Source organism: Streptococcus oralis (assembly GCF_026782125.1).
Lineage (GTDB): Bacteria > Bacillota > Bacilli > Lactobacillales > Streptococcaceae > Streptococcus > Streptococcus oralis_CE.
Map to the genome: position 1 here is coordinate 267122 of NZ_JAKUVY010000005.1, position 26225 is coordinate 293346.

The 26225-nt window shown below is 41.8% G+C and carries 26 protein-coding genes and 1 other annotated feature; of the genes, 25 read left to right on the plus strand and 1 reads right to left on the minus strand.

What is annotated here, in order from left to right; all coding sequences use genetic code 11:
* Window positions 1–3 precede the first annotated feature (3 nt).
* The 12 genes from proC (at window position 4) to MK385_RS06165 (ending at window position 9346) form a co-directional block, all read left to right on the plus strand.
* The gene (proC, locus tag MK385_RS06110) at window positions 4–801 is read left to right on the plus strand and encodes a pyrroline-5-carboxylate reductase (RefSeq protein ID WP_125414492.1); all 798 of its coding nucleotides are present in this window, start codon (window positions 4–6) and stop codon (window positions 799–801) included.
* 120 nt (window positions 802–921) lie between these two features.
* Window positions 922–1560, plus strand: coding sequence for a dTMP kinase (gene tmk, locus MK385_RS06115; protein WP_268725560.1), 639 nt, complete (start codon window positions 922–924; stop codon window positions 1558–1560).
* Window positions 1557–2447: a DNA polymerase III subunit delta' gene (locus MK385_RS06120; RefSeq protein WP_268725561.1), complete on the plus strand. Its 891-nt coding sequence runs from the start codon at window positions 1557–1559 to the stop codon at window positions 2445–2447. Before tmk ends, MK385_RS06120 begins: the two co-directional genes overlap by 4 nt.
* A 36-nt stretch (window positions 2448–2483) precedes the next feature.
* Window positions 2484–2801 (plus strand): DNA replication initiation control protein YabA, encoded by a 318-nt coding sequence (gene yabA / locus MK385_RS06125; protein ID WP_000358227.1) that lies wholly within the window; start codon window positions 2484–2486, stop codon window positions 2799–2801.
* Between the two features lie 2 nt (window positions 2802–2803).
* Window positions 2804–3673 (plus strand): 16S rRNA (cytidine(1402)-2'-O)-methyltransferase, encoded by an 870-nt coding sequence (rsmI, locus tag MK385_RS06130; RefSeq protein ID WP_268725562.1) that lies wholly within the window; start codon window positions 2804–2806, stop codon window positions 3671–3673.
* A 142-nt stretch (window positions 3674–3815) separates the two neighbouring features.
* Complete coding sequence (gene trmFO / locus MK385_RS06135) at window positions 3816–5150, plus strand: methylenetetrahydrofolate--tRNA-(uracil(54)-C(5))-methyltransferase (FADH(2)-oxidizing) TrmFO (RefSeq protein WP_042902397.1); 1335 nt, start codon at window positions 3816–3818, stop codon at window positions 5148–5150.
* Window positions 5151–5233: 83 nt separating this feature from the next.
* A complete protein-coding gene (gene pyrH / locus MK385_RS06140; protein WP_084945265.1) occupies window positions 5234–5971 on the plus strand; it encodes a UMP kinase in 738 nt (245 codons plus the stop codon).
* Window positions 5972–5978: 7 nt separating this feature from the next.
* Window positions 5979–6536: a ribosome recycling factor gene (gene frr, locus MK385_RS06145; RefSeq protein WP_001262235.1), complete on the plus strand. Its 558-nt coding sequence runs from the start codon at window positions 5979–5981 to the stop codon at window positions 6534–6536.
* A 59-nt stretch (window positions 6537–6595) separates the two neighbouring features.
* Window positions 6596–7450: an RNA-binding virulence regulatory protein CvfB gene (gene cvfB / locus MK385_RS06150; protein ID WP_084945264.1), complete on the plus strand. Its 855-nt coding sequence runs from the start codon at window positions 6596–6598 to the stop codon at window positions 7448–7450.
* An 11-nt stretch (window positions 7451–7461) separates the two neighbouring features.
* The gene (locus MK385_RS06155; RefSeq protein ID WP_268725563.1) at window positions 7462–8067 is read left to right on the plus strand and encodes a GrpB family protein; all 606 of its coding nucleotides are present in this window, start codon (window positions 7462–7464) and stop codon (window positions 8065–8067) included.
* Window positions 8064–8279 (plus strand): YozE family protein, encoded by a 216-nt coding sequence (locus MK385_RS06160; RefSeq protein WP_001232084.1) that lies wholly within the window; start codon window positions 8064–8066, stop codon window positions 8277–8279. The genes MK385_RS06155 and MK385_RS06160 overlap by 4 nt, the downstream gene beginning before the upstream one ends.
* 80 nt (window positions 8280–8359) lie before the next feature.
* Window positions 8360–9346: a PhoH family protein gene (locus tag MK385_RS06165; RefSeq protein ID WP_084921953.1), complete on the plus strand. Its 987-nt coding sequence runs from the start codon at window positions 8360–8362 to the stop codon at window positions 9344–9346.
* A 50-nt stretch (window positions 9347–9396) separates the two neighbouring features.
* On the opposite strand, the gene ald is transcribed toward MK385_RS06165, so the two are convergent.
* Window positions 9397–10509 carry an alanine dehydrogenase gene (gene ald, locus MK385_RS06170; protein WP_268725564.1) on the minus strand — a complete coding sequence of 371 codons (1113 nt, stop codon included), beginning with the start codon at window positions 10507–10509 and terminating at the stop codon, window positions 9397–9399.
* A gap of 176 nt (window positions 10510–10685) precedes the next feature.
* Between ald and MK385_RS06175 the strand changes: the two genes are divergently transcribed.
* The 13 genes from MK385_RS06175 (at window position 10686) to MK385_RS06235 (ending at window position 26225) form a co-directional block, all read left to right on the plus strand.
* Entirely contained in the window at window positions 10686–11255 is a 570-nt protein-coding gene (locus tag MK385_RS06175) for a GNAT family N-acetyltransferase (protein ID WP_076984479.1), read from the plus strand.
* A gap of 67 nt (window positions 11256–11322) precedes the next feature.
* A complete protein-coding gene (locus tag MK385_RS06180) occupies window positions 11323–11973 on the plus strand; it encodes a helix-hairpin-helix domain-containing protein (protein WP_076984480.1) in 651 nt (216 codons plus the stop codon).
* Complete coding sequence (locus MK385_RS06185) at window positions 11957–14197, plus strand: DNA internalization-related competence protein ComEC/Rec2 (RefSeq protein WP_268725565.1); 2241 nt, start codon at window positions 11957–11959, stop codon at window positions 14195–14197. Before MK385_RS06180 ends, MK385_RS06185 begins: the two co-directional genes overlap by 17 nt.
* A gap of 72 nt (window positions 14198–14269) precedes the next feature.
* Window positions 14270–14401, plus strand: a sequence feature (ribosomal protein L20 leader region).
* A 15-nt stretch (window positions 14402–14416) separates the two neighbouring features.
* Window positions 14417–14947 carry a translation initiation factor IF-3 gene (infC, locus tag MK385_RS06190; RefSeq protein WP_000848184.1) on the plus strand — a complete coding sequence of 177 codons (531 nt, stop codon included), beginning with the start codon at window positions 14417–14419 and terminating at the stop codon, window positions 14945–14947.
* Window positions 14948–14979: 32 nt separating this feature from the next.
* On the plus strand, window positions 14980–15180 hold the full coding sequence (gene rpmI / locus MK385_RS06195; protein ID WP_001125942.1) for a 50S ribosomal protein L35: 201 nt from the start codon (window positions 14980–14982) through the stop codon (window positions 15178–15180).
* 51 nt (window positions 15181–15231) lie between these two features.
* A complete protein-coding gene (gene rplT / locus MK385_RS06200) occupies window positions 15232–15591 on the plus strand; it encodes a 50S ribosomal protein L20 (protein ID WP_000124830.1) in 360 nt (119 codons plus the stop codon).
* Between the two features lie 172 nt (window positions 15592–15763).
* Window positions 15764–17428 (plus strand): molecular chaperone HscC, encoded by a 1665-nt coding sequence (locus MK385_RS06205; protein WP_268702484.1) that lies wholly within the window; start codon window positions 15764–15766, stop codon window positions 17426–17428.
* Between the two features lie 13 nt (window positions 17429–17441).
* The gene (locus MK385_RS06210) at window positions 17442–20213 is read left to right on the plus strand and encodes a J domain-containing protein (RefSeq protein WP_268725566.1); all 2772 of its coding nucleotides are present in this window, start codon (window positions 17442–17444) and stop codon (window positions 20211–20213) included.
* A 97-nt stretch (window positions 20214–20310) separates the two neighbouring features.
* Complete coding sequence (gloA, locus tag MK385_RS06215; protein ID WP_247931189.1) at window positions 20311–20691, plus strand: lactoylglutathione lyase; 381 nt, start codon at window positions 20311–20313, stop codon at window positions 20689–20691.
* 246 nt (window positions 20692–20937) lie between these two features.
* Window positions 20938–21738: a dihydroorotate dehydrogenase electron transfer subunit gene (locus tag MK385_RS06220; RefSeq protein WP_001070080.1), complete on the plus strand. Its 801-nt coding sequence runs from the start codon at window positions 20938–20940 to the stop codon at window positions 21736–21738.
* Entirely contained in the window at window positions 21701–22687 is a 987-nt protein-coding gene (locus MK385_RS06225; protein WP_268725631.1) for a dihydroorotate dehydrogenase, read from the plus strand. The genes MK385_RS06220 and MK385_RS06225 overlap by 38 nt, the downstream gene beginning before the upstream one ends.
* A 110-nt stretch (window positions 22688–22797) precedes the next feature.
* Window positions 22798–25050, plus strand: a complete 2253-nt coding sequence (locus MK385_RS06230) for a glucosaminidase domain-containing protein (protein ID WP_268725567.1) — start codon at window positions 22798–22800, stop codon at window positions 25048–25050.
* A 167-nt stretch (window positions 25051–25217) separates the two neighbouring features.
* Entirely contained in the window at window positions 25218–26225 is a 1008-nt protein-coding gene (locus MK385_RS06235) for a DNA/RNA non-specific endonuclease (protein ID WP_268725568.1), read from the plus strand.

Genomic DNA, 26225 nt, shown 5'->3' on the forward strand with positions numbered 1-26225 from the left:
GAGATGAAGATTGGATTTATCGGTTTGGGGAATATGGGTGCTAGCTTGGCTAAGGCTGTCTTGCAGGTCAGGTCGGGTGCTCAGATTCTCCTTGCCAATCGCAGTCAAGCAAAAGTAGATGCTTTCATCGCCAACTTCGGCGGTCAGGCTTCCAGTAATGAAGAAATTTTTGCAGAAGCAGATGTGATTTTTCTAGGAGTAAAGCCTGCTCAGTTTTCTGAACTGCTTTCTCAATACCAGACCATCCTTGAAAAGAGAGAGAGTCTTCTTTTGATTTCTATGGCGGCTGGATTGACTTTAGAAAAACTAGCGAGTCTTCTGCCAAGTCAACACCGAATCATTCGCATCATGCCCAATACTCCAGTGGCTATCGGCCAAGGAGTGATTAGTTATGCCATGTCAGCAAACTGTTGTGCTGAGGACAGGGAGCTCTTTTGTCAGCTTTTAGCCAAGGCTGGTCTTTTGGTTGAGCTGGGAGATGGCTTAATCGATGCGGCGACAGGTCTCGCAGGTTGTGGACCAGCTTTTGTCTATCTCTTTATCGAGGCTTTGGCAGATGCGGGTGTACAGACAGGATTGCCACGAGAAATGGCCTTGAAAATGGCAGCCCAAACAGTAGTCGGCGCTGGGCAAATGGTTCTCGAAAGCCAGCAACATCCTGGAGTTTTGAAAGACCAAGTTTGCAGCCCTGGAGGTTCGACTATCGCTGGTGTAGCCAGTCTGGAAGAACATGCCTTTAGAGGTACAGTTATGGAGGCAGTTCATCAAGCCTATAAACGAACACAAGAACTAGGTAATTAAGAGGTTGGATGACTCCCAACCTCTTTTATGGTCGATTGAATGGATAAGACGCAAAAAGATTTTCACAAATACCTATTTTTTTGATAGAATAGAAGGTAGAAAAAAAGAAATGAGTTAGACATGTCAAAAGGATTTTTAGTCTCTCTTGAGGGACCAGAGGGAGCAGGCAAGACCAGTGTTTTAGAGGCTCTACTCCCGATTTTAGAGGAAAAAGGAGTAGAAGTGCTGACGACACGTGAGCCTGGTGGAGTCTTGATTGGGGAGAAGATTCGTCAAGTGATTTTGGACCCAAGTCATACTCAGATGGATCCTAAAACAGAGCTCCTTCTCTATATTGCCAGTCGTAGACAGCACTTGGTGGAAAAAGTTCTGCCTGCTCTTGGAGCTGGTAAGTTGGTCATTATGGACCGCTTCATCGATAGTTCCGTTGCTTATCAGGGATTTGGCCGTGGCTTGGATATTGATGCCATTGATTGGCTCAATCATTTTGCGACAGATGGCCTCAAACCCGACTTGACACTCTATTTTGACATCGAGGTGGAAGAAGGATTGGCTCGTATTGCTGCTAATAGTGATCGTGAGGTCAATCGTTTGGACTTGGAAGGTTTAGACTTGCACAAAAAAGTTCGTCAAGGTTACCTTTCTCTACTGGAAAAAGAAGGAAATCGCATTGTCAAGATTGATGCGAGTCTTCCCTTGGAGCAAGTTGTGGATACAACCAAGGCGGTCTTGTTTGACAGAATGGGATTGGCTAAATGAAACAAGATCAACTAAAGGCTTGGCAACCAGACCAGTTTGACCGCTTTGTCCGTATTCTAGAACAAAACCAGCTCAATCACGCCTATCTCTTTTCAGGTTTCTTTGGAAGCTTGGAAATGGCGCAGTTTTTGGCTAAGAGCCTCTTTTGTACGGATAAAGTAGGCGTTCTACCATGTGAGAAATGCCGAAACTGCAAGCTGATTGAACAGGAAGAGTTTCCCGATGTCACCTTGATTAAGCCAGTCAATCAGGTCATTAAGACAGAACGCATTCGGGAATTGGTGGGACAGTTTTCCCAAGCAGGGATTGAAAGTCAGCAGCAGGTTTTTATTATCGAGCAGGCGGAGAAAATGCATCCCAACGCTGCTAACTCTCTGCTCAAGGTCATCGAAGAACCCCAGAGTGAGGTTTATATTTTCTTCTTGACCAGCGATGAGGAAAAAATTTTACCGACTATCCGTAGTCGGACCCAGATTTTCCACTTTAAAAAGCAAGAAGAAAAGCTCATCCATCAATTAGAACAAGCAGGTCTCGTTAAGAAAAAAGCGACTCTTTTAGCTCAGTTTAGTCAATCGCGTGCTGAAGCTGAAAAGTTGGCTAATCAGGCAAGTTTTTGGACCTTGGTAGATGAGAGTGAACGCCTGCTGACCTGGTTATTAGCTAAGAAAAAAGAAAGTTATCTCCAAGTTGCGAAATTAGCCAGCTTGGCAGATGACAAGGAAAAACAAGATCAGGTCTTGCGAATCCTCGAAGTTCTTTGTGGACAGGAACTCTTACAAGCAAGGATTCGACAGATTCTACAAGATTTGCTAGAAGCCAGAAAAATGTGGCTAGCTAATGTCAGCTTTCAAAATGCCATGGAATATCTGGTCTTGAAAGAAATATAAACTCAATGAATGATAAAGAAAGGAAAGGGCTGGTTTATGGATAAGAAAGAATTATTTGATGCGCTGGACGATTTTTCCCAACAGTTATTGGTGACCTTAGCCGATGTAGAGGCCATCAAGAAAAATCTCAAGAGTCTGGTAGAGGAAAATACAGCTCTTCGCTTGGAAAATAGTAAGTTGCGCGAACGCTTAGGTGAGGTGGAAGCAGATGCTCCCGTCAAGGCCAAGCATGTTCGTGAAAGCGTCCGTCGGATCTATAAGGACGGGTTTCACGTTTGTAATGATTTTTATGGACAACGCCGAGAGCAGGACGAGGAATGTATGTTCTGTGACGAGTTGTTGTACAGGGAGTAGGCATGCAGATTCAAAAAAGTTTTAAGGGGCAGTCTTCCTATGGCAAGCTTTACCTTGTAGCAACGCCGATTGGCAATCTAGACGATATGACCTTTCGTGCCATCCAGACCTTGAAAGAAGTGGACTGGATTGCTGCTGAGGACACGCGCAATACTGGTCTCTTGCTCAAGCATTTTGATATTTCGACAAAGCAGATCAGTTTTCATGAGCACAATGCCAAGGAAAAAATTCCTGATTTGATTGGTTTCCTGAAAGCAGGGCAAAGTATTGCTCAGGTCTCCGATGCCGGTCTGCCCAGTATCTCAGACCCTGGGCATGATTTAGTCAAGGCAGCCATCGAAGAAGAGATTGCAGTTGTCACAGTTCCAGGTGCCTCTGCAGGGATTTCTGCCTTGATTGCCAGTGGTTTGGCGCCACAACCACATATTTTTTATGGTTTCTTACCGAGAAAATCAGGCCAGCAAAAGCAATTTTTCGAAGCCAAAAAAGACTATCCAGAAACTCAAATTTTCTATGAATCGCCCCACCGTGTAGCGGATACGTTAGAAAATATGCTAGCAGTTTATGGTGACCGCTCGGTGGTCTTGGTTCGGGAATTGACTAAAATCTATGAAGAATACCAACGAGGAAAGATTTCAGAGCTACTAGAAAGTATTGCTGAAACGCCACTCAAGGGCGAATGCCTTCTCATCGTTGAAGGTGCCAGTCAGGATGTGGAGGAAAAGGACGAGGAGGACTTGTTTTCAGAAATCCAATCTCGTATCCAGCAAGGTGTGAAAAAAAATCAAGCTATAAAGGAAGTTGCAAAACTCTACCAGTGGAATAAAAGCCAGCTTTACGCTGCCTACCACGATTGGGAGGAAAATCAATAAAATGACTAAACAGGGCAGTTTTCCTTCTTCCCTTTTTTTGTTATACTAGTAAAAGAAAAATTAGAAAGATTTGTGGGTGTCAAATAGTCTAGTAGCTTGTTTTTATTTGGACTTAGTTTCCACCCAAAGAGGTATTAGTGTCGTGTCTCAATCTTATATCAATGTTATCGGAGCAGGTTTGGCAGGGTCTGAAGCAGCCTACCAAATCGCAGAACGTGGTATTCCAGTTAAACTCTATGAAATGCGTGGTGTCAAATCAACTCCTCAGCACAAAACAGACAATTTTGCTGAGTTAGTTTGTTCCAATTCTCTTCGTGGGGATGCCCTGACAAATGCTGTTGGGCTCCTCAAGGAAGAAATGCGTCGCTTGGGTTCTGTTATCTTGGAATCAGCAGAAGCTACACGTGTTCCTGCAGGCGGAGCCCTTGCGGTGGACCGTGATGGTTTCTCTCAAATGGTGACTGAAAAAGTGGCCAATCATCCCTTGATTGAAGTGGTTCGTGATGAAATTACAGAATTGCCAACGGATGTTATTACAGTTGTCGCTACTGGTCCTTTAACCAGCGATGCCCTAGCTGAAAAGATTCATGCCCTTAATGACGGCGATGGTTTCTATTTCTACGACGCGGCGGCGCCGATTATCGATGTCAACACCATCGATATGAGCAAGGTCTATCTCAAATCTCGTTATGACAAGGGAGAGGCGGCCTACCTCAACGCTCCAATGACCAAACAAGAATTTATGGATTTCCATGAAGCCTTGGTCAATGCGGAAGAAGCACCGCTCAATTCGTTTGAAAAAGAAAAGTACTTTGAAGGTTGTATGCCTATCGAAGTCATGGCTAAGCGTGGCATTAAAACCATGCTTTATGGTCCGATGAAACCAGTCGGTTTGGAGTATCCAGACGACTACACAGGCCCTCGTGACGGGGAGTTTAAAACACCGTATGCAGTTGTCCAGCTTCGTCAGGACAATGCGGCTGGTAGTCTCTACAATATCGTCGGTTTCCAAACCCACCTCAAATGGGGAGAACAAAAGCGTGTCTTCCAAATGATTCCTGGTCTTGAAAATGCTGAGTTTGTTCGTTATGGGGTTATGCACCGCAATTCTTACATGGATTCGCCAAATCTTCTCGAGCAAACCTATCGTTCTAAGAAACAGCCCAACCTCTTCTTTGCTGGTCAAATGACGGGTGTGGAAGGCTATGTTGAGTCAGCAGCTTCAGGATTGGTTGCTGGAATAAATGCCGCTCGTCTCTTCAAAGGAGAAAGTGAAGCTATTTTCCCAGAGACGACGGCTATCGGAAGCTTAGCTCATTACATCACCCATGCGGACAGTAAGCATTTCCAACCGATGAATGTCAACTTCGGGATTATCAAGGAGTTAGAAGGCGAGCGTATCCGTGATAAGAAGGCTCGTTATGAAAAAATTGCAGAGCGTGCTCTTGCTGACTTAGAAGAATTTTTAACTGTCTAATTTTTTTGAAAGAATTGCTCATGATACTATAAAAATCTTAGAAATTGTGATAAAATAGGTAGGATAAAAAAAGGAGAGTAAAAATGGCGAACCCCAAGTATAATCGTATTTTAATCAAGTTATCAGGTGAAGCCCTTGCCGGCGAACGTGGCGTAGGGATTGATATCCAAACAGTTCAAAAAATTGCAAAAGAGATTCAAGAAGTTCATAGTCTAGGGATCGAAATTGCCCTTGTAATTGGTGGAGGAAATCTCTGGCGTGGAGAACCTGCTGCAGAAGCAGGAATGGACCGTGTTCAGGCAGATTACACTGGAATGCTTGGGACCGTGATGAATGCTCTTGTGATGGCAGATTCATTGCAGCAAGTTGGTGTCGATACGCGTGTGCAAACTGCCATTGCCATGCAACAAGTGGCAGAACCTTATGTACGTGGACGTGCTCTTCGCCACCTTGAAAAAGGCCGCATCGTTATCTTTGGTGCTGGGATTGGTTCACCTTACTTCTCAACAGATACAACAGCAGCCCTTCGTGCAGCTGAAATCGAAGCGGATGCCATTCTGATGGCTAAAAACGGTGTTGATGGTGTTTACAATGCCGATCCTAAGAAAGATAAGACAGCCGTTAAGTTTGAAGAATTGACACACCGTGATGTTATCAATAAAGGTCTTCGTATCATGGACTCAACTGCTTCAACCCTCTCAATGGATAACGACATTGATTTGGTCGTCTTCAATATGAATCAACCAGGTAACATCAAACGTGTCGTCTTTGGTGAAAATATCGGAACAACAGTTTCAAACAATATCGAAGAAAAGGAATAAGAAAATTATGGCTAACGCAATTGTAGAAAAAGCTAAAGAGAGAATGACCCAGTCTCACCAATCACTTGCTCGTGAATTTGGTGGTATCCGTGCCGGTCGTGCTAACGCAAGCCTGCTAGACCGTATCCACGTAGAATACTATGGAGTCGAAACTCCTCTTAACCAAATCGCTTCAATCACTATTCCCGAAGCGCGTGTTTTGTTGGTAACGCCATTTGACAAGTCTTCATTGAAAGACATCGAACGTGCCTTGAACGCTTCTGATCTTGGTATTACACCAGCTAACGATGGTTCTGTTATTCGCTTGGTAATCCCAGCTCTTACAGAAGAAACTCGTCGTGATCTCGCTAAAGAAGTGAAAAAAGTTGGTGAAAATGCTAAAGTAGCTGTCCGTAACATCCGTCGCGACGCTATGGATGAAGCCAAGAAACAAGAAAAAGCAAAAGAAATCACTGAAGACGAATTGAAAACTCTTGAAAAAGATATTCAAAAAGTAACAGACGACGCTGTGAAACACATTGACGACATGACTGCCAATAAAGAAAAAGAAATCTTGGAAGTCTAAAAATAAACAGAAAAACTCAGTTAGCATTGCTGGCTGAGTTTTATTCGAAAGAAGGAAATATGAATACAAATCTTGCAAGTTTTATCGTTGGACTCATCATCGATGAAAATGACCGTTTTTACTTTGTGCAAAAGGATGGTCAGACCTATGCACTTGCCAAGGAAGAAGGTCAACATACAGTAGGGGATACGGTCAAAGGTTTTGCCTACACGGATATGAAGCAAAAACTACGTCTGACAACCTTAGAAGTGACTGCCACTCAGGACCAATTTGGATGGGGAACGGTAACAGAAGTTCGTAAGGACTTGGGTGTTTTTGTCGATACCGGTCTACCTGATAAAGAAATCGTTGTGTCACTCGATATCCTCCCTGAGCTCAAGGAACTCTGGCCAAAGAAGGGGGATAAACTCTACATCCGTCTCGAAGTGGACAAGAAAGACCGTATCTGGGGACTCTTGGCTTATCAAGAAGATTTCCAACGTCTGGCTCGTCCTGCCTACAACAACATGCAGAACCAAAACTGGCCAGCCATTGTTTACCGCCTCAAGCTATCGGGAACTTTTGTTTACCTACCAGAGAATAACATGCTTGGTTTTATCCATCCCAGCGAGCGCTATGCAGAGCCACGTTTAGGACAAGTGTTAGATGCGCGTGTGATTGGTTTCCGCGAGGTTGACCGCACTCTTAATCTTTCTCTCAAACCGCGTTCTTTTGAGATGTTGGAAAATGATGCCCAGATGATTTTGACCTACTTGGAAAGCAATGGTGGCTTCATGACCCTGAATGACAAGTCAGCGCCAGATGATATCAAGGCAACCTTTGGCATTTCTAAAGGTCAGTTCAAGAAAGCACTCGGTGGCTTGATGAAGGCTGGTAAAATCAAGCAAGACCAGTTTGGGACAGAGTTGATTTAGGCCTTATAGACATGATGAAGAAACTTGAAGAAATGAGTTTAGAGGAACTCTGGCAACTTTTTCCTATTTTTCTAGTAGAGCACAAGTCAGAGTGGAAAGACTGGTATGAATCGGAAAAAACAAGTCTGAAAAAAATACTGGGTGCAAATGTTATTCAAAGAATAGAACATATCGGTAGCACTGCTATCCCTAATATTTGGGCCAAAAATATCGTTGATATTCTGCTAGAAGTAGGTAAAATAGAGGATTTAGCAAGAGTTAGGGATTTATTGGTGAAGAATGGGTGGCTAGTGATGTCGGAGAGTCCTAACAGGATTTCGCTAAATAAAGGATATACAGAGCAGGGATTTGCTGAGAAAGTTTTTCATTTACATTTGCGAATGACAGGAGATCATGACGAGATTTATTTTAGAGATTATCTCTGCCAGCATCCAGATATTGCCCAAGCGTATCAGGAATTAAAACTAAGTTTGTGGAACAAATTTGAACACAATCGAGATGCCTATACTGATGCTAAAACAGATTTTATAAACCACTACGTTTCAGAGGCTAAGTCCAGTAATTTTCAAGAATCAGAAAAGTGTCATCAAAAAAATCTTGATAGGAGAAAGAATTGAGAAAATCATTTTACACTTGGCTCATGACTGAGCGCAATCCTAAAAGTAATAGTCCCAAAGCCATTTTGGCAGACCTCGCTTTTGAGGAGTCAGCCTTCCCAAAACACACGGATGATTTTGATGAGGTGAGTCGCTTTTTGGAGGAGCATGCCAGTTTCTCTTTTAACCTAGGAGATTTTGATGCCATCTGGCAAGAATACTTAGAACACTAGAGACAATGAGATGAGGCTAGTATTTTATTGTTCTCTTTGCTATAATATAAAGAAATAAACGGATTAGAGAGGTTCTTTATTTGAAGGAACATTCAATAGACATTCAACTGAGTCATCCAGATGACTTGTTCCATCTTTTTGGATCCAACGAGCGCCATCTTCGTTTGATGGAAGAAGAGCTCGATGTGGTGATTCATGCCCGTACGGAGATTGTCCAGGTTTTGGGCGAAGAGACTGCCTGTGAGGAAGCCCGTCAGGTTATTCAGGCTTTGATGGTCTTGGTGAATCGGGGGATGACCGTTGGCACGCCAGATGTGGTGACTGCGATTAGCATGGTCAAAAACGATGAAATCGACAAGTTTGTCGCCCTTTACGAAGAAGAAATTATCAAAGACAATACTGGGAAACCGATCCGTGTCAAAACCTTGGGTCAAAAGCTTTATGTGGACAGTGTCAAACAGCATGATGTGACCTTTGGAATCGGACCTGCAGGGACAGGGAAGACCTTTCTTGCAGTGACCTTGGCAGTGACAGCTCTTAAACGTGGGCAAGTCAAGCGGATTATCCTTACTCGTCCAGCAGTGGAAGCAGGTGAGAGTCTAGGATTTCTTCCGGGTGATCTTAAGGAGAAGGTGGATCCTTATCTTCGACCAGTTTATGATGCCTTGTATCAGATTCTCGGCAAAGACCAAACGACTCGTCTTATGGAGCGTGAAATTATCGAAATAGCGCCTCTTGCCTACATGCGTGGGCGGACCTTGGATGATGCCTTTGTCATTCTCGATGAAGCACAAAATACGACCATCATGCAGATGAAGATGTTCTTGACTCGTTTAGGATTTAATTCGAAGATGATTGTCAATGGAGATATCAGTCAGATTGACCTGCCACGTAACGTCAAGTCCGGTTTGATTGATGCCCAAGAAAAGCTCAAGAACATTCACCAAATCGACTTTGTTCATTTTTCAGCCAAGGATGTGGTTCGCCATCCAGTTGTCGCTCAGATTATCCGAGCTTATGAACCAGCTTCAGTTAAAAATGAAGAAAAGAAGGAAGAAACAGAATAGCAAAAAAGCAGTTCAGATGTGAACTGCTTTTTTTTAATGAGTGTCTAGCTTTAAACAAGTTCGTCGATAGACGTGTGCTCTTTAGCGAGGCCTTGAGCAACTGGGAGGCTAGTTAAGTAACCTTTATAAGTGGTCACACCTTGACGCAAGCCTTCATCTTCAGCAATTGCTTGTGTGAATCCTTTGCCAGCCAATGCCTCGATATAAGGAAGAGTGACATTGGTTAGGGCGATAGTAGAAGTACGGGCGACCGCACCAGGGATATTGGCAACGGCATAGTGGAGAACACCGTATTTTTCATAGACAGGTTCATCGTGTGTTGTCACACGGTCAGCTGTCTCGATAACGCCACCTTGGTCAACGGCAACGTCAACAATGACAGAGCCTGGACGCATTTGTTTGACCATCTCATCTGTCACCAATTTCGGTGCTTTGGCACCAGGGATGAGAACTGCACCAATCACCACATCAGCATCTCTCACACTTGCTTCGATGTTGAATGAATTAGACATAAGAGTTTGGATTTGGTTTCCAAAGACTTCTTCTAGAACTGAGAGACGCTTAGCGCTGATATCTAAAATAGTCACTTGAGCACCAAGACCAAGGGCAATGCGGGCAGCATGTGTACCGACGACACCACCACCGATGATGGTTACTTTTCCTTTTGGAACACCTGGTACACCACCTAGTAGGACACCAGAACCACCAGCTTGCTTAGTAAGGAAGTGAGCTCCGATTTGAACAGCCATACGACCTGCAACCTCACTCATAGGAACGAGGAGCGGTAGTTGTCCTTGATTGTCACGAACAGTTTCATAGGCAATTCCTGTTGTTTTGGCTGCTAACATAGCTTCTGCTAATTCTGGCGCAGCGGCCATGTGCAAGTAGGTGAAGAGAAGAAGATCGTCGCGCAGATAACCATATTCAGAAGCTAGTGGCTCTTTTACTTTCACGACTAACTCGGCAGCCCAGGCTTCAGCAGCAGTAGCGACAATCTCAGCTCCTTGCTTTTGATAGTCCGCATCAGTAAATCCTGAACCGAGACCAGCATTTGTTTCGATGAGGACGCGATGTCCACGGCTGACTAAACTGTGGACGCCAGCAGGAGTGAGGGCAACGCGGTTTTCGTTATTTTTAATTTCTTTTGGAATTCCGATTAACATAGAGATAACCTACCTTTCAATTGACGGGATTGTTTTAGTTGTCACATTCCAGTTCATAAATCAAAAATGTGATGGTTTTATTGTATATGAAACCGCTTCAAAAATCAAGAAAAACTTGTCATCCAAATTTATTTATGCTAGACTAGTGAGAATCAAACTCTAATGGAGGGAAAAGTATGGAATCAATATTTGTGAAATTTGCCCAGTATCCATCTATAGAAACGGAGCGTTTGTTGCTCCGACCTGTAACCTTGGACGATGCAGAAGCTATGTTTGAGTATGCCTCAGACAGAGAAAATACACGCTACACTTTTCCAACAAATCAAAGCTTAGAAGAAACCAAGAACAACATTGCTCAGTTCTACTTGGCTAATCCCTTGGGACGCTGGGGGATCGAGCTAAAAAGCAATGGTCAGTTTATTGGAACCATTGACTTGCACAAGATTGATCCTATTCTTAAGAAGGCAGCTATTGGTTACATTATCAACCAAAAGTATTGGAATCAAGGATTGACGACAGAAGCCAATCGTGCCGTGATTGAGCTGGCTTTTGAGAAGATTGGAATGCACAAGTTGACTGCCCTTCATGACAAAGACAATCCCGCATCAGGAAAGGTCATGGAGAAATCAGGTATGCGCTTTTCCCACGAAGAACCCTATGCCAGAATGGATAATAAAGAACCAGGACGAATCGTTACAAGAGTTCATTATGTCTTGACCAAGGAAGACTATTTTGCAAATAAATAAGCAGTTGAAAAGAAATTTTCAGCTGTTTTTTTCTTTCTCTTGCGAATAACTTAAGAGAGGAGAAAATATGGAAGCAATTATCGAGAAAATCAAAGAGTATAAAATCATTGTCATTTGTGCTATTTTAGGTTTGGCCTTGGGCGGATTTTTCCTACTAAAGCCAACTTCACAAACACCCGTCAAAGAAAAGAATTTGCAAGCTGAAGTCTCGGCCGTTTCAAAGGATTCATCGTCTGAAAAGGAAGTCAAGAAGGAAGAAAAGGAAGAGTCTGCTGAACAAGATCTGATCACAGTGGATGTCAAAGGTGCTGTTAAATCGCCAGGGATTTATGATTTACCAGTAGGGAGTCGTGTTCATGATGCTGTTCAGAAAGCTGGTGGATTGACAGAGGAAGCAGATAGTAAGTCGCTTAATCTCGCTCAGAAAGTCAGTGACGAGGCTCTTGTCTATGTTCCAACTAAGGGAGAAGAAGCGGCTAGTCAGCAGGCTGCCTCTGGAACGACTCCTTCGACAAGTAAAGAAAAGAAGGTCAATCTCAATAAAGCTAGTCTGGAAGAACTAAAGCAGGTCAAAGGCTTGGGAGGAAAACGAGCTCAGGATATTATCGACCATCGTGAGGCAAATGGCAAATTCAAGTCGGTAGATGAATTAAAGAAGGTCTCTGGCATTGGCGCTAAGACCATAGAAAAGCTAAAAGATTATGTCACAGTGGATTAAGAATTTCCCTATCCCCCTAATCTATCTGAGCTTTCTGTTACTCTGGCTTTACTATGCCATTTTTGGAGTGTCCTATCTCGCACTGCTAGGTTTTGTTTTTTTGCTCTTCTGCCTCTTTTTCCAATTTCCATGGAAATCTGCTGGAAAAGTTTTAGCGATTTGTGGAGTTTTTGGATTTTGGTTTTTGTTTCAAAATTGGCAACAGACACAAGCAAGTCAAAACCTAGTAGATTCTGTTGAAAGGGTACGGATTTTGCCTGACACTATTAAGGTCAATGGAGACAGTCTGTCCTTTCGGGGCAAGGCTGACGGCCGTACCTTCCAAGTTTACTATAAACTCCAGTCTGAGGAGGAAAAAGAGCTCTTTCAAGCCTTAACAGATCTTCACGAGATAGAGCTAGAAGGGAAAGTTTCAGATCCTGAAGGGCAGAGAAATTTTGGTGGATTTGACTACCAAGCCTATCTAAAGACCCAGGGGATTTATCAGACACTGACTATCAAGAGCATCCAGTCACTTAAACAGGTTAGCAGTTGGAATATAGGAGAAAATCTGTCCAGTTTACGTCGAAAGGCTGTAGTTTGGATTAAGATGCACTTTCCAGATCCTATGCGCAACTATATGACAGGTCTTCTTTTCGGACATCTAGATACTGATTTTGAGGAGATGAATGAGCTCTATTCCAGTCTTGGAATTATCCATCTCTTTGCTCTGTCGGGTATGCAGGTAGGCTTTTTCATGGATGCCTTTAAGAAACTCCTCTTGCGATTGGGCTTAACTCAAGAAAAGTTGAAGTGGCTAACTTATCCCTTTTCTCTTATCTATGCAGGTCTGACAGGATTTTCAGCATCTGTTATTCGCAGTCTCTTGCAAAAGTTACTGGCCCAACATGGTGTTAAGGGTTTGGATAATTTTGCCTTGACGATCCTTGTCCTCTTTATCATCATGCCTAACTTTTTCCTAACTGCAGGAGGGGTCTTATCCTGCGCTTACGCTTTTATCTTGACCATGACTAGTAAAGAAGACGATGGGCTCAAGGCTGTTGCTGGAGAAAGTCTGGTCATTTCCTTGGGAATATTGCCCATTTTATCCTTTTATTTTGCAGAATTTCAGCCTTGGTCTATTCTTTTGACCTTTGTCTTTTCCTTTCTGTTTGATGTGGTCTTCTTACCGCTTTTGTCCATCTTATTCATTCTGTCTTTTATTTACCCAGTCACTCAGTTTAACTTTGTCTTTGAGTGGTTGGAGAACATCATTCGCTTGGTATCGCAGCTGGCAAGTAGGCCCCTGGTCTTTGGTCAACCCAACGCATGGCTGTTGATTCTACTGTTAGTTTCATTAGCCTTAGTCTATGACATGAGGAAAAACATTAAAAGACTAGCAGGATTTAGTCTCTTTATTGTGGGTCTCTTTTTCCTGACCAAGCATCCGCTGGAAAATGAAATCACTATGTTGGATGTGGGGCAAGGAGAAAGTATTTTCCTACGGGATATGACTGGTAAAACTATTCTCATAGATGTAGGTGGTAAGGCAGAATCTGATAAGAAAATCGAGGCTTGGCAAGAAAAGTCGACGACCAGCAATGCCCAGCGTACCTTGATTCCCTATCTAAAAAGTCGAGGAGTAGACAAGATTGACCAGCTGATTTTGACAAATACAGATAAGGAGCATATTGGCGATTTGCTGGAGGTGACCAAGGCTTTCCATGTCGGGGAGATTTTAGTATCAAAAGGAAGTTTGACACAGAAGGAATTTGTATCAGAACTAGAAGCAAGCCAAACCAAGGTACGCAGTGTGACAGCAGGGGAAAACTTGCCGATTTTTGGCAGTTACTTAGAACTTCTATCTCCAAGGCAGATTGGAGATGGGGATCGTGATGGTTCCCTGATTCTTTATGGGAAACTTTTGGATAAGCACTTTCTCTTCACAGGAAATTTGAAAGAGAAGGGAGAGAAGGATCTTCTAAAGCAATACCCTGATTTAGAGGTGGATGTCTTGAAAGCAGGCCAGCATGGTGCTAAAACATCATCAAATCCAGCTTTTCTAGAAAAACTCAACCCAGAGATTACTCTCATTTCAGTGGGTAAGAACAATCGTGCCAAACTCCCCCATCAGGAAACCTTGACACGACTAGAATCCATCAAGAGTAAGATTTATCGAACTGACCAGCAAGGAGCTATCCGCTTTAAAGGATGGAATAGTTGGCGAATTGAAACGGTTCGATAAAATAGACAAACTTTTCGAAAAATTGACTTTTTATCTTGACAAGGAATAGAAAACTTGGTATCATATAAAAGTTGAGAAAAGCAGAAGTGAGAGCTTCTCGCCTTGTGACATCAAGTTGCCTGGCCCTACGGATGAAAAGTTTCTAAGAAACGCTATCATAACGTGCGGGCTTGTATCATTACGAGTCCGCTATTGTTTTTCTCTAATAATAAAAAAGAGGTGAAAACCATAGCAAAGCAAGACTTATTCATCAATGATGAAATTCGTGTACGTGAAGTTCGCTTGATCGGTCTTGAGGGAGAACAGCTAGGCATCAAGCCACTCAGCGAAGCGCAAGCATTGGCTGATAGTGCGAATGTTGACTTAGTTTTAATTCAACCCCAAGCAAAACCGCCTGTTGCTAAAATTATGGACTACGGTAAGTTCAAATTTGAGTACCAGAAAAAGCAAAAAGAACAACGTAAAAAACAAAGTGTTGTTACTGTGAAAGAAGTTCGTCTGAGTCCAACTATTGACAAAGGTGACTTTGACACAAAACTTCGCAATGCACGCAAGTTCCTTGAAAAAGGAAATAAAGTTAAGGTATCCATTCGCTTTAAAGGGCGTATGATCACCCATAAAGAGATTGGTGCAAAAGTTTTAGCCGAGTTTGCTGAAGCAACACAAGATATTGCAATCATCGAACAACGAGCTAAGATGGATGGACGCCAAATGTTCATGCAGTTGGCGCCAGCAACTGACAAAAAATAATTGTCAGAAAGTTAAATAAAGGAGAAAAAATCATGCCAAAACAAAAAACACACCGCGCATCAGCTAAACGTTTCAAACGTACAGGTTCTGGTGGACTTAAACGTTTCCGTGCTTACACTTCTCACCGTTTCCACGGAAAAACTAAGAAACAACGTCGTCATCTTCGTAAAGCATCTATGGTGCATTCAGGAGATTTCAAACGTATCAAAGCAATGCTTACTCGCTTGAAATAATAGCCTAACAGTAAGTAAACAATTCTAGGAAATATTTGGAGGAAATAAAACATGGCACGTGTTAAAGGTGGCGTTGTATCACGCAAACGTCGTAAACGTATTCTTAAATTAGCAAAAGGTTACTATGGAGCTAAACACATCTTGTTCCGTACTGCAAAAGAACAAGTAATGAACTCTTACTACTATGCATACCGTGACCGTCGTCAGAAAAAACGTGACTTCCGTAAATTGTGGATCACTCGTATCAATGCGGCAGCTCGTTTGAACGGACTTTCATACTCACAATTGATGCATGGTTTGAAATTGGCTGAAATCGAAGTTAACCGTAAAATGCTTGCTGACTTGGCTGTTAACGATGCAGCAGCTTTCACAGCTCTTGCAGATGCAGCTAAAGCAAAACTTGGTAAATAATGACAACTGTTTCATTCTTACTCTCGTGGTTTTTACCGCAAGAGTAGGGTGAAACTTTTTTATTTACCATAAATGATTTTCTATTCTAAAGAGTAAATCACAGATTTTTTCAAAGAAAATAGGATATTTCTTGTATAATAGGAATATCTAAAAGATTTGGAGTTAGAAGAAGATGATAGTAGGTATTGATTTAGGAACGACTAATTCTTTAGTAGGGGTATACCAAGATGGCCAGGTTAAGCTGATTCCCAATGCTTTTGGTGAGTATTTAACTCCTTCTGTTGTGGCTTTAGATGACAATGATGAGATTATAGTTGGAAAAATTGCCAAGGAACGCTTGGTGACCCACCCAGATAAGACGGTTTCTCAGTTCAAGCGTTTTATGGGGACCAAGCATGAATTGACACTAGGAAATCGAGCATATAAGGCTGAAGAATTAAGCTCTTTTATCATTCGAAAGTTGGTAGACGATGCAGAGACTTATCTTGGAGAAAAGGTCGAGGAAGTGATTGTTAGTGTTCCAGCCTATTTCAATGATGCTCAACGTTATGCGACCAAACTAGCAGGGAAATTTGCTGGAGTTCAGATTGATCGGATTATCAATGAACCTTCCGCAGCGGCTCTTGCTAAAAGATCTGTGGTAAACCAAGAAGATCAATCTTTTATTGTGGTCGATTTTGGTGGTGGTACTCTGGATATTTCAGTTGTGGAGCTTTTTGATAATATCGTCGAAATCGTGTCGATCGCAGGGGACAATCGTTTGGGAGGAGAAGACTTCACTTCGGCTATTGCTGAGGAATTTTTAGTCTCCAATCAATTAACCAAGGATTCGATTTCCCGAGAATTTTATAGCAAAATTCTGGTACAGGCTGAAAAGACTAAGCTAGAACTCAATAGTAAAGAAGAAGTGAAGATGACAGTTCTGAACCAAGATCAGGAATACACTCTAGACTTGAGCTACCAGCGTTTTTATGAGCTTTGTCAACCTCTGCTAGCCCGTGTTAAGGCTGTTTTGGACCGTGCCTTAATGGACGCACGCTATAGCTATGTATCATCAGATAACTTTGTTCTTGTTGGGGGGACTTCGAAACTCCGCTTGGTTCAGGACTTTTTATCCTACTGTATCAATCAAGTGGTGCAGGTTTCGGATGATCCTGATCGGATGATTGCGAGAGGTTGTGCACTTCTAGCAGGTATCAAAGAACGCCAGGGTGAGATACGAGATTTATTACTGTCTGATATTTGTCCTTTTACACTGGGGATTGAGATAGTTGGAGACCGTTTTTCGCCGATTATTGAGCGAAATTCTACCCTACCTGCTTCACGCATCGAGCAGTACTATACGGCTGAATTGGGACAGAGCCAAGTCAAGATAAAGGTCTATCAAGGTGAGATGATGAAGGCATCACAAAACCTGTTTCTAGGAGAATTAGAAGTTCCCGTCCCTGTTAATACTAGAGTAAATGAAAGTTTCACAGTTCGATTTACCTATGATTTAAATGGAATTTTGGATGTCGAAGTGAAAATTGATTCAACACAGGAAGTCTTTAGTCATGTTATTCTCCAAGATAGTGTTACTCTTACAGAAAAGGAAATCAAGGCTAAGCAAGCAGAGTTGACTCGCTATAAGATCAATGCTCAAGAAACAGAGGTTTATCGTTTCTTGATTGAAAAAGCGAATCGTGTGTACAGTATGCTCTTGGGGAGAAGAAGAGATGAGCTAATGGCTGAAACTAGACGATTTGAAGAAGAGGTCAGTCAAGCATCTGTGTATCATTTGCCAAAACTCTATCAATCATTTTCAAACTATCTAGACTTCCTAGAGCGAGGACTGTAAAAGAGGAGACCTTATGAATATATGGGAAACTTTAGGGATAGAGCCAACGACTGACGTCAAGCTTATTAGAAGGCGTTATGCTGAACTGGTTCGGCTCTATCACCCAGAAGACCAACCAGAAATTTACCAAGAAATTGTTGAAGCTTACCAAAAAGCCTTGACTTATGCGAGGTCTAGAAACACAAGACCAGAAAATAGTTTAAGAAAAGCGAGTGACTCTCAAGAAGCTACTGAACTTGAAGAAGAGGCGAATGGAAAGCCTAACTCTAGTCTCGACTTTGAAACCTTGACTGAGGAAACGAAGACTGAGAACGAAGAGTCTGAAAGATCTAGTCTTGATTTCAGTGATTATCAGCAATCAACTGATAAAACCAGCGATTCCTTTAACTTTGAAACCTTTAAAGCGGAAGAGGATGAGCAAAAGTCCACCCTTGACTTTAGTGACTATGATGAGGAAGTTCAGCTAAATGGAGATTCTGAAGAAAGAGCTAAGAATACCCTCAACTTTGAAACGTTTGGTGACGAAGAGAACCAGGGGCAAGAAGGATTAACAAGGTCTACTCTTGACTTTAGCGGTTATAATGAAGAAACTTATCTGATCCGAAATGCGATTGAAAGTATTGTTAAAAATGATGATTACAGTCCAGAAGAACAAGAGCATCTATGGCGTCAGTTCTTTCATCAGTATCAGTATGATATGGACATTGTTCAATCCGTTTTAGAGAAAATGGATGTTTATATTTTTAACAAACCGGAGCAATTCTCTATCCTCATTCCCTTGCTAGAAGACTATATACCTGACTTTAAGTACTGGAGCTATTACTATAAACTGAAGTATTGGAAAGTTAAAAGAGCTATAGCAGAAGAGGAAGGCAGTTCGCTTGAAAGCGCACATGAAGCCACTGAAGAATTCTATTATTCTTATAAACTTTGCCAAGAAATTCTCCATGATTTTAACAAAGCAAATCAATTGAGCTCTTGGATAGAATTTTTCAAGCACCCCTATCTGAGCTTTATGGTCTTGGATCAAGTAAATCAGAATCGTCAAATAATCAAGAGCGTTCCTGTTTTAAGCTATATCCTTGAAAAAAACCGACAAGTCATATTTGAAGAGGATTATCCACTCTTGAATGACTTGGCTGATTACTTAGAAGAAGTAAAAGAGGAGCTGGGAGAAAACGTTGACTTTAGTCACTACTCTCTAGATAATCCAGATGAAGTTGAGGCAGCCTTCTATGAGTTGCTCCATGCTCGCTATCAAGACGAGTACAAACTGTTACGTGATTGGCAATATCTTTTTGAAACAGTTAAGGATCATACTCTCCTACTTGATTTGTTAGAAAAGGTGGACGTCTATCCTTTAACCAATGCGAAAGTGTTAGCCCTCGTTCTCCAATTTGTGGAGCGTTATAGTGATGAGGAATCAAATCCTTACCTGAAGAAACTCCATTTCTGGAAGAGTATCCATTCCTATCCTTCAGTGGTAGAGGAGTATGAACTAGACAAAAAGGAAAATTTTGATTACTGGTACAATGAAGGTTATCTCTATATGGATAAGCTCACCAAGAGCGATGAAGATATCAATGATTGGGAGAAGTGGAGAAGCTACTTTAAAGGAAGACCACGCATTCTAACGATTTTACTCCAACAGATCTATAAGGAGTACCATCGGTTTACAGACGGCGAGCTCCTGAGATATGTTTTGGCTCCTTTTCCTACTTCTAAAATGGCTCCCCAAATGATGACGGAGGAGACAGACCAGAAACTAGAAGAGATGACGACTTATGCCTATGAACTTAGTCATCCGAAGGCCAAGCTCTCTTATTTGGATTGGAAAAAAAGACAGGTATTTAATAATAAGTTTCTTCAGATTTTCTCTGGTCTCTTTACGATTGTAAGTTTGATACTCAGTATTATAGAGCGACCAGGTTATAATTCATGGGTTCATGCTGGCATGTTTTCACTCTTTTACGTCTATATGCTAAAATTAAGGAAAACACCGATTGAGGAGGGAGTGACTGCTAGAGGAGAAAAACGGAAATTCTACTACAGCCCCCATCCATGGTTCCTACTAATCTTGCTATTGACCCTCGTCATTCCATCCTTACCGTTTGGCCTCATCGGTGCCCTTATGTTCATTACATTTTTCAGCTTCATCGATGGTTTCCAAGTGAGTCAGGGGCTGAAATGGGATTATTCTTTGGATAAGCTGATTCCTATCGGTATCTTTCTTTCTGCTGGCTTTTTTTCTGCTTTGGCAAATCAAAGCCAGACTATTTCAGGAGTTGCCATAGCTTACTTCCATATTTTTGCAATCCTTGTGATTTGCTTGTCTTTTACAAGATTTAGTCCTGGATTTCCACCATCTCTGAAGAAAATTTTCATACCAGCAATCTTGGGAATTCTACTCTTTCAAACGTTGCCATATATTCACAGCCGTTTAGATATCTTTGATCCAACTATTCTACGAAATGAAACTCTGGCCATAACCGTTATCCTCTTGTTAAATGGAATCGCCTTGTCTTATTTTACAAAGGAACAAAGCTTCATGATTGGTGTGAAGAAGGTCTTTATGATTTATGGATTGCAAATATTTATTTTCCTAAGAAGACTGTTCCGAATCCTATTTGCACCAAATTCAGTTTTCGGTAATAACTATCATCACAAAGACTTACTAATCATGAACAGTGAATTTACGTTCTACTTCCTCGAAGGACTTTTTGTCCTTATCATGCTTTTCCTTATTCGTAATATACGCAAGGAAAACCGCAAAAGTTCTGCATAGAATGAAATCGTAGAGAAGAGGACTCTAGTTCAAGTTCCTAGTAAATTTTTCTGAATAAAGGTATAATGGAACTATTCAAATGAAAGAGGTAATGAAAATGGCTTCAAAAATGTTACATACTTGCTTGCGAGTAGAAAACCTTGAAAAATCAATTGCATTCTATCAAGATGCTTTTGGTTTTAAAGAGTTGCGTCGTAAGGATTTTCCAGATTATGCTTTCACGATTGTCTATCTAGGACTTGACGGTGATGACTACGAGTTGGAATTGACCTATAACTATGACCACGGCCCTTATGTTGTAGGAGACGGCTTTGCCCATATTGCCCTCAGTACACCTGACCTTGAGGCACTCCATCAAGAACATAGCGCTAAAGGCTATGAGGTTACAGAGCCCAAAGGCCTACCAGGTAACCCACCAAACTATTACTTTGTCGAGGATCCGGATGGCTACAAGGTCGAAGTCATTCGTGAAAAATAATCCAGTACAGTCAAGTAGAATGTTCGTTTTCTACTTGACTTTTTTACTTTGAAAGAGTATACTAATACAAATTTAACCTTTAAGGGGAGTCCAGAGAGACTCACAAGGTGTCAGATAAAAGGGATAGGGAACTCTCTGCGGAGACTTTTTAGGTGTGCGCATGAGTTCTATCCTATCTCGACTGAGACCTTGCAATAGCAAGGTCTTTTCTTTATCTGGTCCCCTTAAATTTAAGGAGGAAAAGTCATGAATCCCACATGTAAGAAGCGTTTGGGTGCCATTCGTTTGGAAACCATGAAGGTGGTCGCTCAGGAGGAAATTGCGCCAGCAATCTTTGAATTAGTCCTAGAAGGAGAAATGGTTGAAGCCATGCGAGCAGGCCAATTTCTCCATCTGCGCGTGCCTGATGATGCCCATCTCTTGCGCCGTCCTATTTCAATTTCGTCTATTGACAAGGTCAAGAAGCAGTGTCATCTCATTTATCGGATAGAGGGGGCTGGGACAGCTATTTTTTCAACTTTAAGACAGGGAGATACTCTTGATGTGATGGGACCTCAGGGAAATGGTTTTGACTTGTCTGATTTAGACAATCAGAGCCAAGTTCTCCTCGTTGGTGGTGGGATTGGTGTTCCCCCCTTGCTTGAAGTGGCCAAGGAATTGCATGCGCGTGGGGTGAAAGTAGTGACAGTCCTCGGTTTTGCCAACAAGGATGCTGTGATTCTCGAAACAGAATTGACCCAATATGGTCAGGTCTTTGTAACGACAGATGATGGTTCATATGGTATCAAGGGAAATGTGTCAGTCGTCATTAATGACTTAGACAGTCAATTTGATGCTGTTTACTCATGTGGAGCGCCTGGAATGATGAAGTACATCAATCAAAAATTTTATAATCACCCAAGAGCCTATCTATCTCTAGAATCTCGTATGGCTTGTGGGATGGGGGCTTGCTATGCCTGTGTCCTAAAAGTGCCAGATAGTGAGACAATTAGTCAACGCGTCTGTGAAGATGGCCCTGTTTTCCGTACAGGAACAGTTGTATTATAAGGAGAAAGTCATGACTAACAAACGTTTACAAGTTTCTCTACCGGGATTGGATTTGAAAAATCCTATCATACCAGCATCAGGCTGTTTTGGTTTTGGTCAGGAATATTCCAAGTACTATGATTTGGACCTTTTAGGCTCTATTATGATCAAGGCAACGACTCTAGAACCCCGTTTTGGCAATCCAACTCCTAGGGTGGCAGAAACGCCTGCAGGTATGCTCAATGCAATCGGCTTGCAAAATCCAGGTTTAGAAGCTGTTTTAGCTGAAAAGTTGCCTTGGCTGGAAAGAGAATATCCAACACTTCCTATAATCGCCAATGTTGCAGGCTTTTCAAAACAAGAGTACGCTGCCGTTTCTCATGGGATTTCCAAGGCAGCCAATGTGAAGGCTATCGAGCTCAACATCTCTTGTCCGAATGTGGATCACGGCAATCATGGACTTTTGATTGGGCAAGATCCGGATCTAGCTTACGAAGTGGTAAAAGCAGCTGTGGAAGCCTCTGATGTGCCAGTTTATGTTAAGTTAACCCCTAGTGTAACGGATGTTGTCTCTATTGCTAAAGCCGCAGAAGATGCAGGAGCAAGTGGCTTAACCATGATCAATACCCTTGTCGGTATGCGCTTTGACCTCAAAACTAGAAAACCAATCCTAGCCAATGGAACAGGTGGAATGTCAGGTCCAGCAGTTTTTCCAGTAGCCCTCAAACTCATCCGCCAAGTAGCTCAAACAACAGGCTTGCCCATTATTGGAATGGGGGGAGTGGATTCTGCTGAAGCTGCTTTAGAAATGTATCTGGCTGGTGCCTCCGCCATCGGAGTTGGAACAGCTAACTTTACCAATCCTTATGCCTGTCCTGATATTATTGAAAATTTACCAAAAGTCATGGACAAATATGGCATTAGCAGTCTAGAAAATCTCCGTCAGGAAGTCAAAGCCAGTCTGAGATAAGCTAGGTCCTCCTTATCGTCAACAAGAAATAGAATCTTCATCAATTTGTAATATTTCCGTCGATTAACTATGTTACAATAGGGTTTAGAAAACGTTATTGGAGCATTTAAATGAAACGATGGAAAGTGGCCCTAGTAAGTGCTGGCTTATTGGGGTGTTTTTTTACTGTAGTGGAGACAGCAAAAGCAGAAGAGGGAACGTGGCAAGGAAAGACCTACCTCAAAGCAGACGGGAAACCAGCAACCAACCAATGGATCTATGACCAAACGCAACAGGCCTGGTTTTATTTAACAGCTGATGGAAATCGTGCTGAGAACGGCTGGTTGACAGTTGGTGGTAAGGATTACTATTTTAACGAAGCTGGAAAATTGGCTTCGAAAACGTGGATTGGCCAGTACTATGTGACTGAAAGTGGTGCTAAAGCCAAGGAACAGTGGGTATTTAATCAGGAACAAGAATCCTGGTATTATCTCAAGTCTGATGGCCAGAAAGCTCAAAATGAGTGGATTCAACAAGGTCAGGAAAAATATTACCTTAAAGCAGACGGGAAAATGGCTAAAGATGAGTGGATCACTCAAGGGGAGAACCAGTACTACATCAATTCACAAGGTAAAATGCTGAAAAATGCTTGGCTTGGTAAGAACTATATATCAGAAAATGGTCATAAGGTTAAACAAGCTTGGATTTATGATGACAACTATAGCAGTTGGTTCTACCTTCAACAAGACGGTACCTATGCTGAAAATGGCTGGTTAACCATTGATGGGAAGGACTACCATTTCAAATCAGGTGGTTATCTTTCTACTGAGCGTTGGATTGATCGCTTCTATGTTGCGAAGAGTGGAGCTAAATTGAAATCGGAATGGCTCTTTGATAAGAATTATGATGCTTGGTTTTACTTGAAAGCTGACGGAACCTATGCCGAAAAAGGCTGGGAAACGATTAAAGAAAAAGATTACCATTTCAAATCAGGCGGCTATCTTTCTACCGAGCGCTGGATTGACCGCTTCTATGTTGCGAAGAGTGGAGCTAAATTGAAATCGGAATGGCTCTTTGACAAGAATTATAACTCTTGGTTTTACTTGAAAGCTGACGGAACCTATGCTGAAAAAGGTTGGCAAACCATCAAAGGCAAGGATTACCATTTCAAATCAGGCGGCTACCTCTCTACGGAAACTTGGATTGACCGTAATTATGTGACAAGTAGTGGATCAAAAGCTGGTAAAGGATGGCTCTTTGATAAGAATTATAACTCATGGTTCTATATCAACTCTGATGGAAATTATGCCAATAAAGAATGGCTCTGGGATAATGGTTACTACTATCTCAAATCTGGTGGTTATATGGCTGCGAGTGAGTGGGTATGGTACAAGAATAACTGGTTCTACCTCAAGTCAAATGGAAAGATGGCTGAGAAAGAATTAATCTACGATTCATCCGACCAATCATGGTACTACCTTAAATCAGGCGGTTATATGGCAAAAAATGAAACTGTGGATGGTCATACCTTGGATGCTTCTGGTAGATGGCATGTTGCGGATAAAACCAAATATTACAAAGTTAAACCAATCACTGCCTATGTCTATAGTGCATCTGGAGAAATCTTGAGTTACATTAACCAAGGAAGCATTGTTTCACTGGATAGCTCGACGCGAAAAGGCGGCCGACTTGCAGTTTCGATTTCTGGCTTGTCTGGCTATATGAATCAAAGTGATTTGACAGCAGTAGATGAAGGTAGCGAGTTTATCCCTCATTATACTAGTGATGGGAAATTCCTCTACCATGAACTCTCTCCATATACGAGTATCAAAGTAGCTCCACACACCTCTGCTATGGTTATTGGTAAGAAGTACTACTCAACTGATGGAGAGCACTTTGATGGCTTTACCATTAAAAATCCTTTCCTCTATAAAAACTTAAGAGAACCAAGTAATTATAGTGCAGCTGAATTGGATAAACTGTATTCGATGATGAACTTGCAGGATAGTCCTCTAGCAGGTAAAGGAGCGACTTTCAAAGAAGCTGAGGAACGCTACGGTGTCAATGCCCTTTACTTGATGGCACATAGCGCTCTTGAAAGTGCGTGGGGACGTAGTCAAATTGCCAGAGATAAGAACAACTTCTTTGGTATTGCTGCTTATGATACTAGCCCATATCTCTCAGCCAAGAGCTTTGATAATGTGGACAAAGGAATTCTTGGAGCGGCCAAGTGGATTCGTGAAAATTACATTGACTATGGTAGAGACCACCTTGGAAACAAGGCAACCGGAATGAATGTTCGCTATGCTTCCGATCCGTACTGGGGTGAGAAGATAGCCAGCATCATGATGACCATCAACAGCAAACTTGGTGGGAAAGACTAATCAAAAGAAATCAACGGTAACTACTGAGAAGTGGTTATCGTTTTTGTTTTAAACATTGGAGGAGAAATAGTATAATAACAGTCTCTTTATTCTTGAACAATTAACAAAATGATAGTAAAATGTAATAGGAGATATTAATCTAATTACTATATAAAGAGGAGACTTTTATGAAAAAGCTACTATCCTTCTCAATTGCCTTGCTTTCAATCACAACACTAGTTGCTTGTTCTGGACATAAGGCGGAATCAAAGGTCCCAGAAGAAAAAATTGAACAGAAGCAAATCAAGTTCGATGAAAAGTTGTTTAAAGAAGCTGGACTCTTGCCTTTTAAAAATGAGAAACAACTAGAACTTGGGGAATTGGATTCTAAATCACGCGCAACGGGTGCTCATATTCAACTTAAGGACAGTGATGAACCAACAGAGAAGAGAGAGTCCAAGTTGACTTATGATCCAGTTGGATGGCACAATTATAAATTCTTTTATGGTGACGGTAAAAAAGAAGCTTGGTTGATGAGTAGAGGTCATCTGATTGGTTATCAGTTTAGCGGATTAAACGATGAAAAGAGGAATCTGGTTCCAATGACTAACTGGCTCAATGCTGGAAATTATTCTGGAACAGATGACCAAAACCAAAGTAGTATGCTTTATTATGAAAATCGATTGGACTCTTGGTTGGCCAATCACCCGAACTACTATCTTGATTACAAGGTGACCCCAATCTATCAAAAGGACGAATTGATCCCGAGACAGATTGAGTTACAGTATGTGGGAATAGATGAAAATGGCAAACTCTTGGAGATCAAGTTGGGTAGTAGTAAGGAAAAGGTTGATCAGTATTCGGTGACGCATGTCGTTTTAGACAATGTTTCAGCTAATGCGGAAATCAATTATTTGGATGGTACTGCTAAAAATACAGTTGAAGATGCAAAGATAAAAGAAGAAAAAGAAAAGGCTAAGAAGGAAGCTGAGGAAAAAGAAGCAGCTGAAAAGAAAGCGAAAGAGGAAGAAGAAAAAGCACGTCAGGCCGCACAAGAAAAAGAAGAAAGCCAAGAATCAAACTCGCAATCATCTAATTCAGGTGGCTACTTTAGGGATAGAAACGGAAGATGGCACAGACCAAATGGTAAATTTGCTTCTAAGAAAGAAATCAGAGAAGCCGGATTGCAGTGGTAG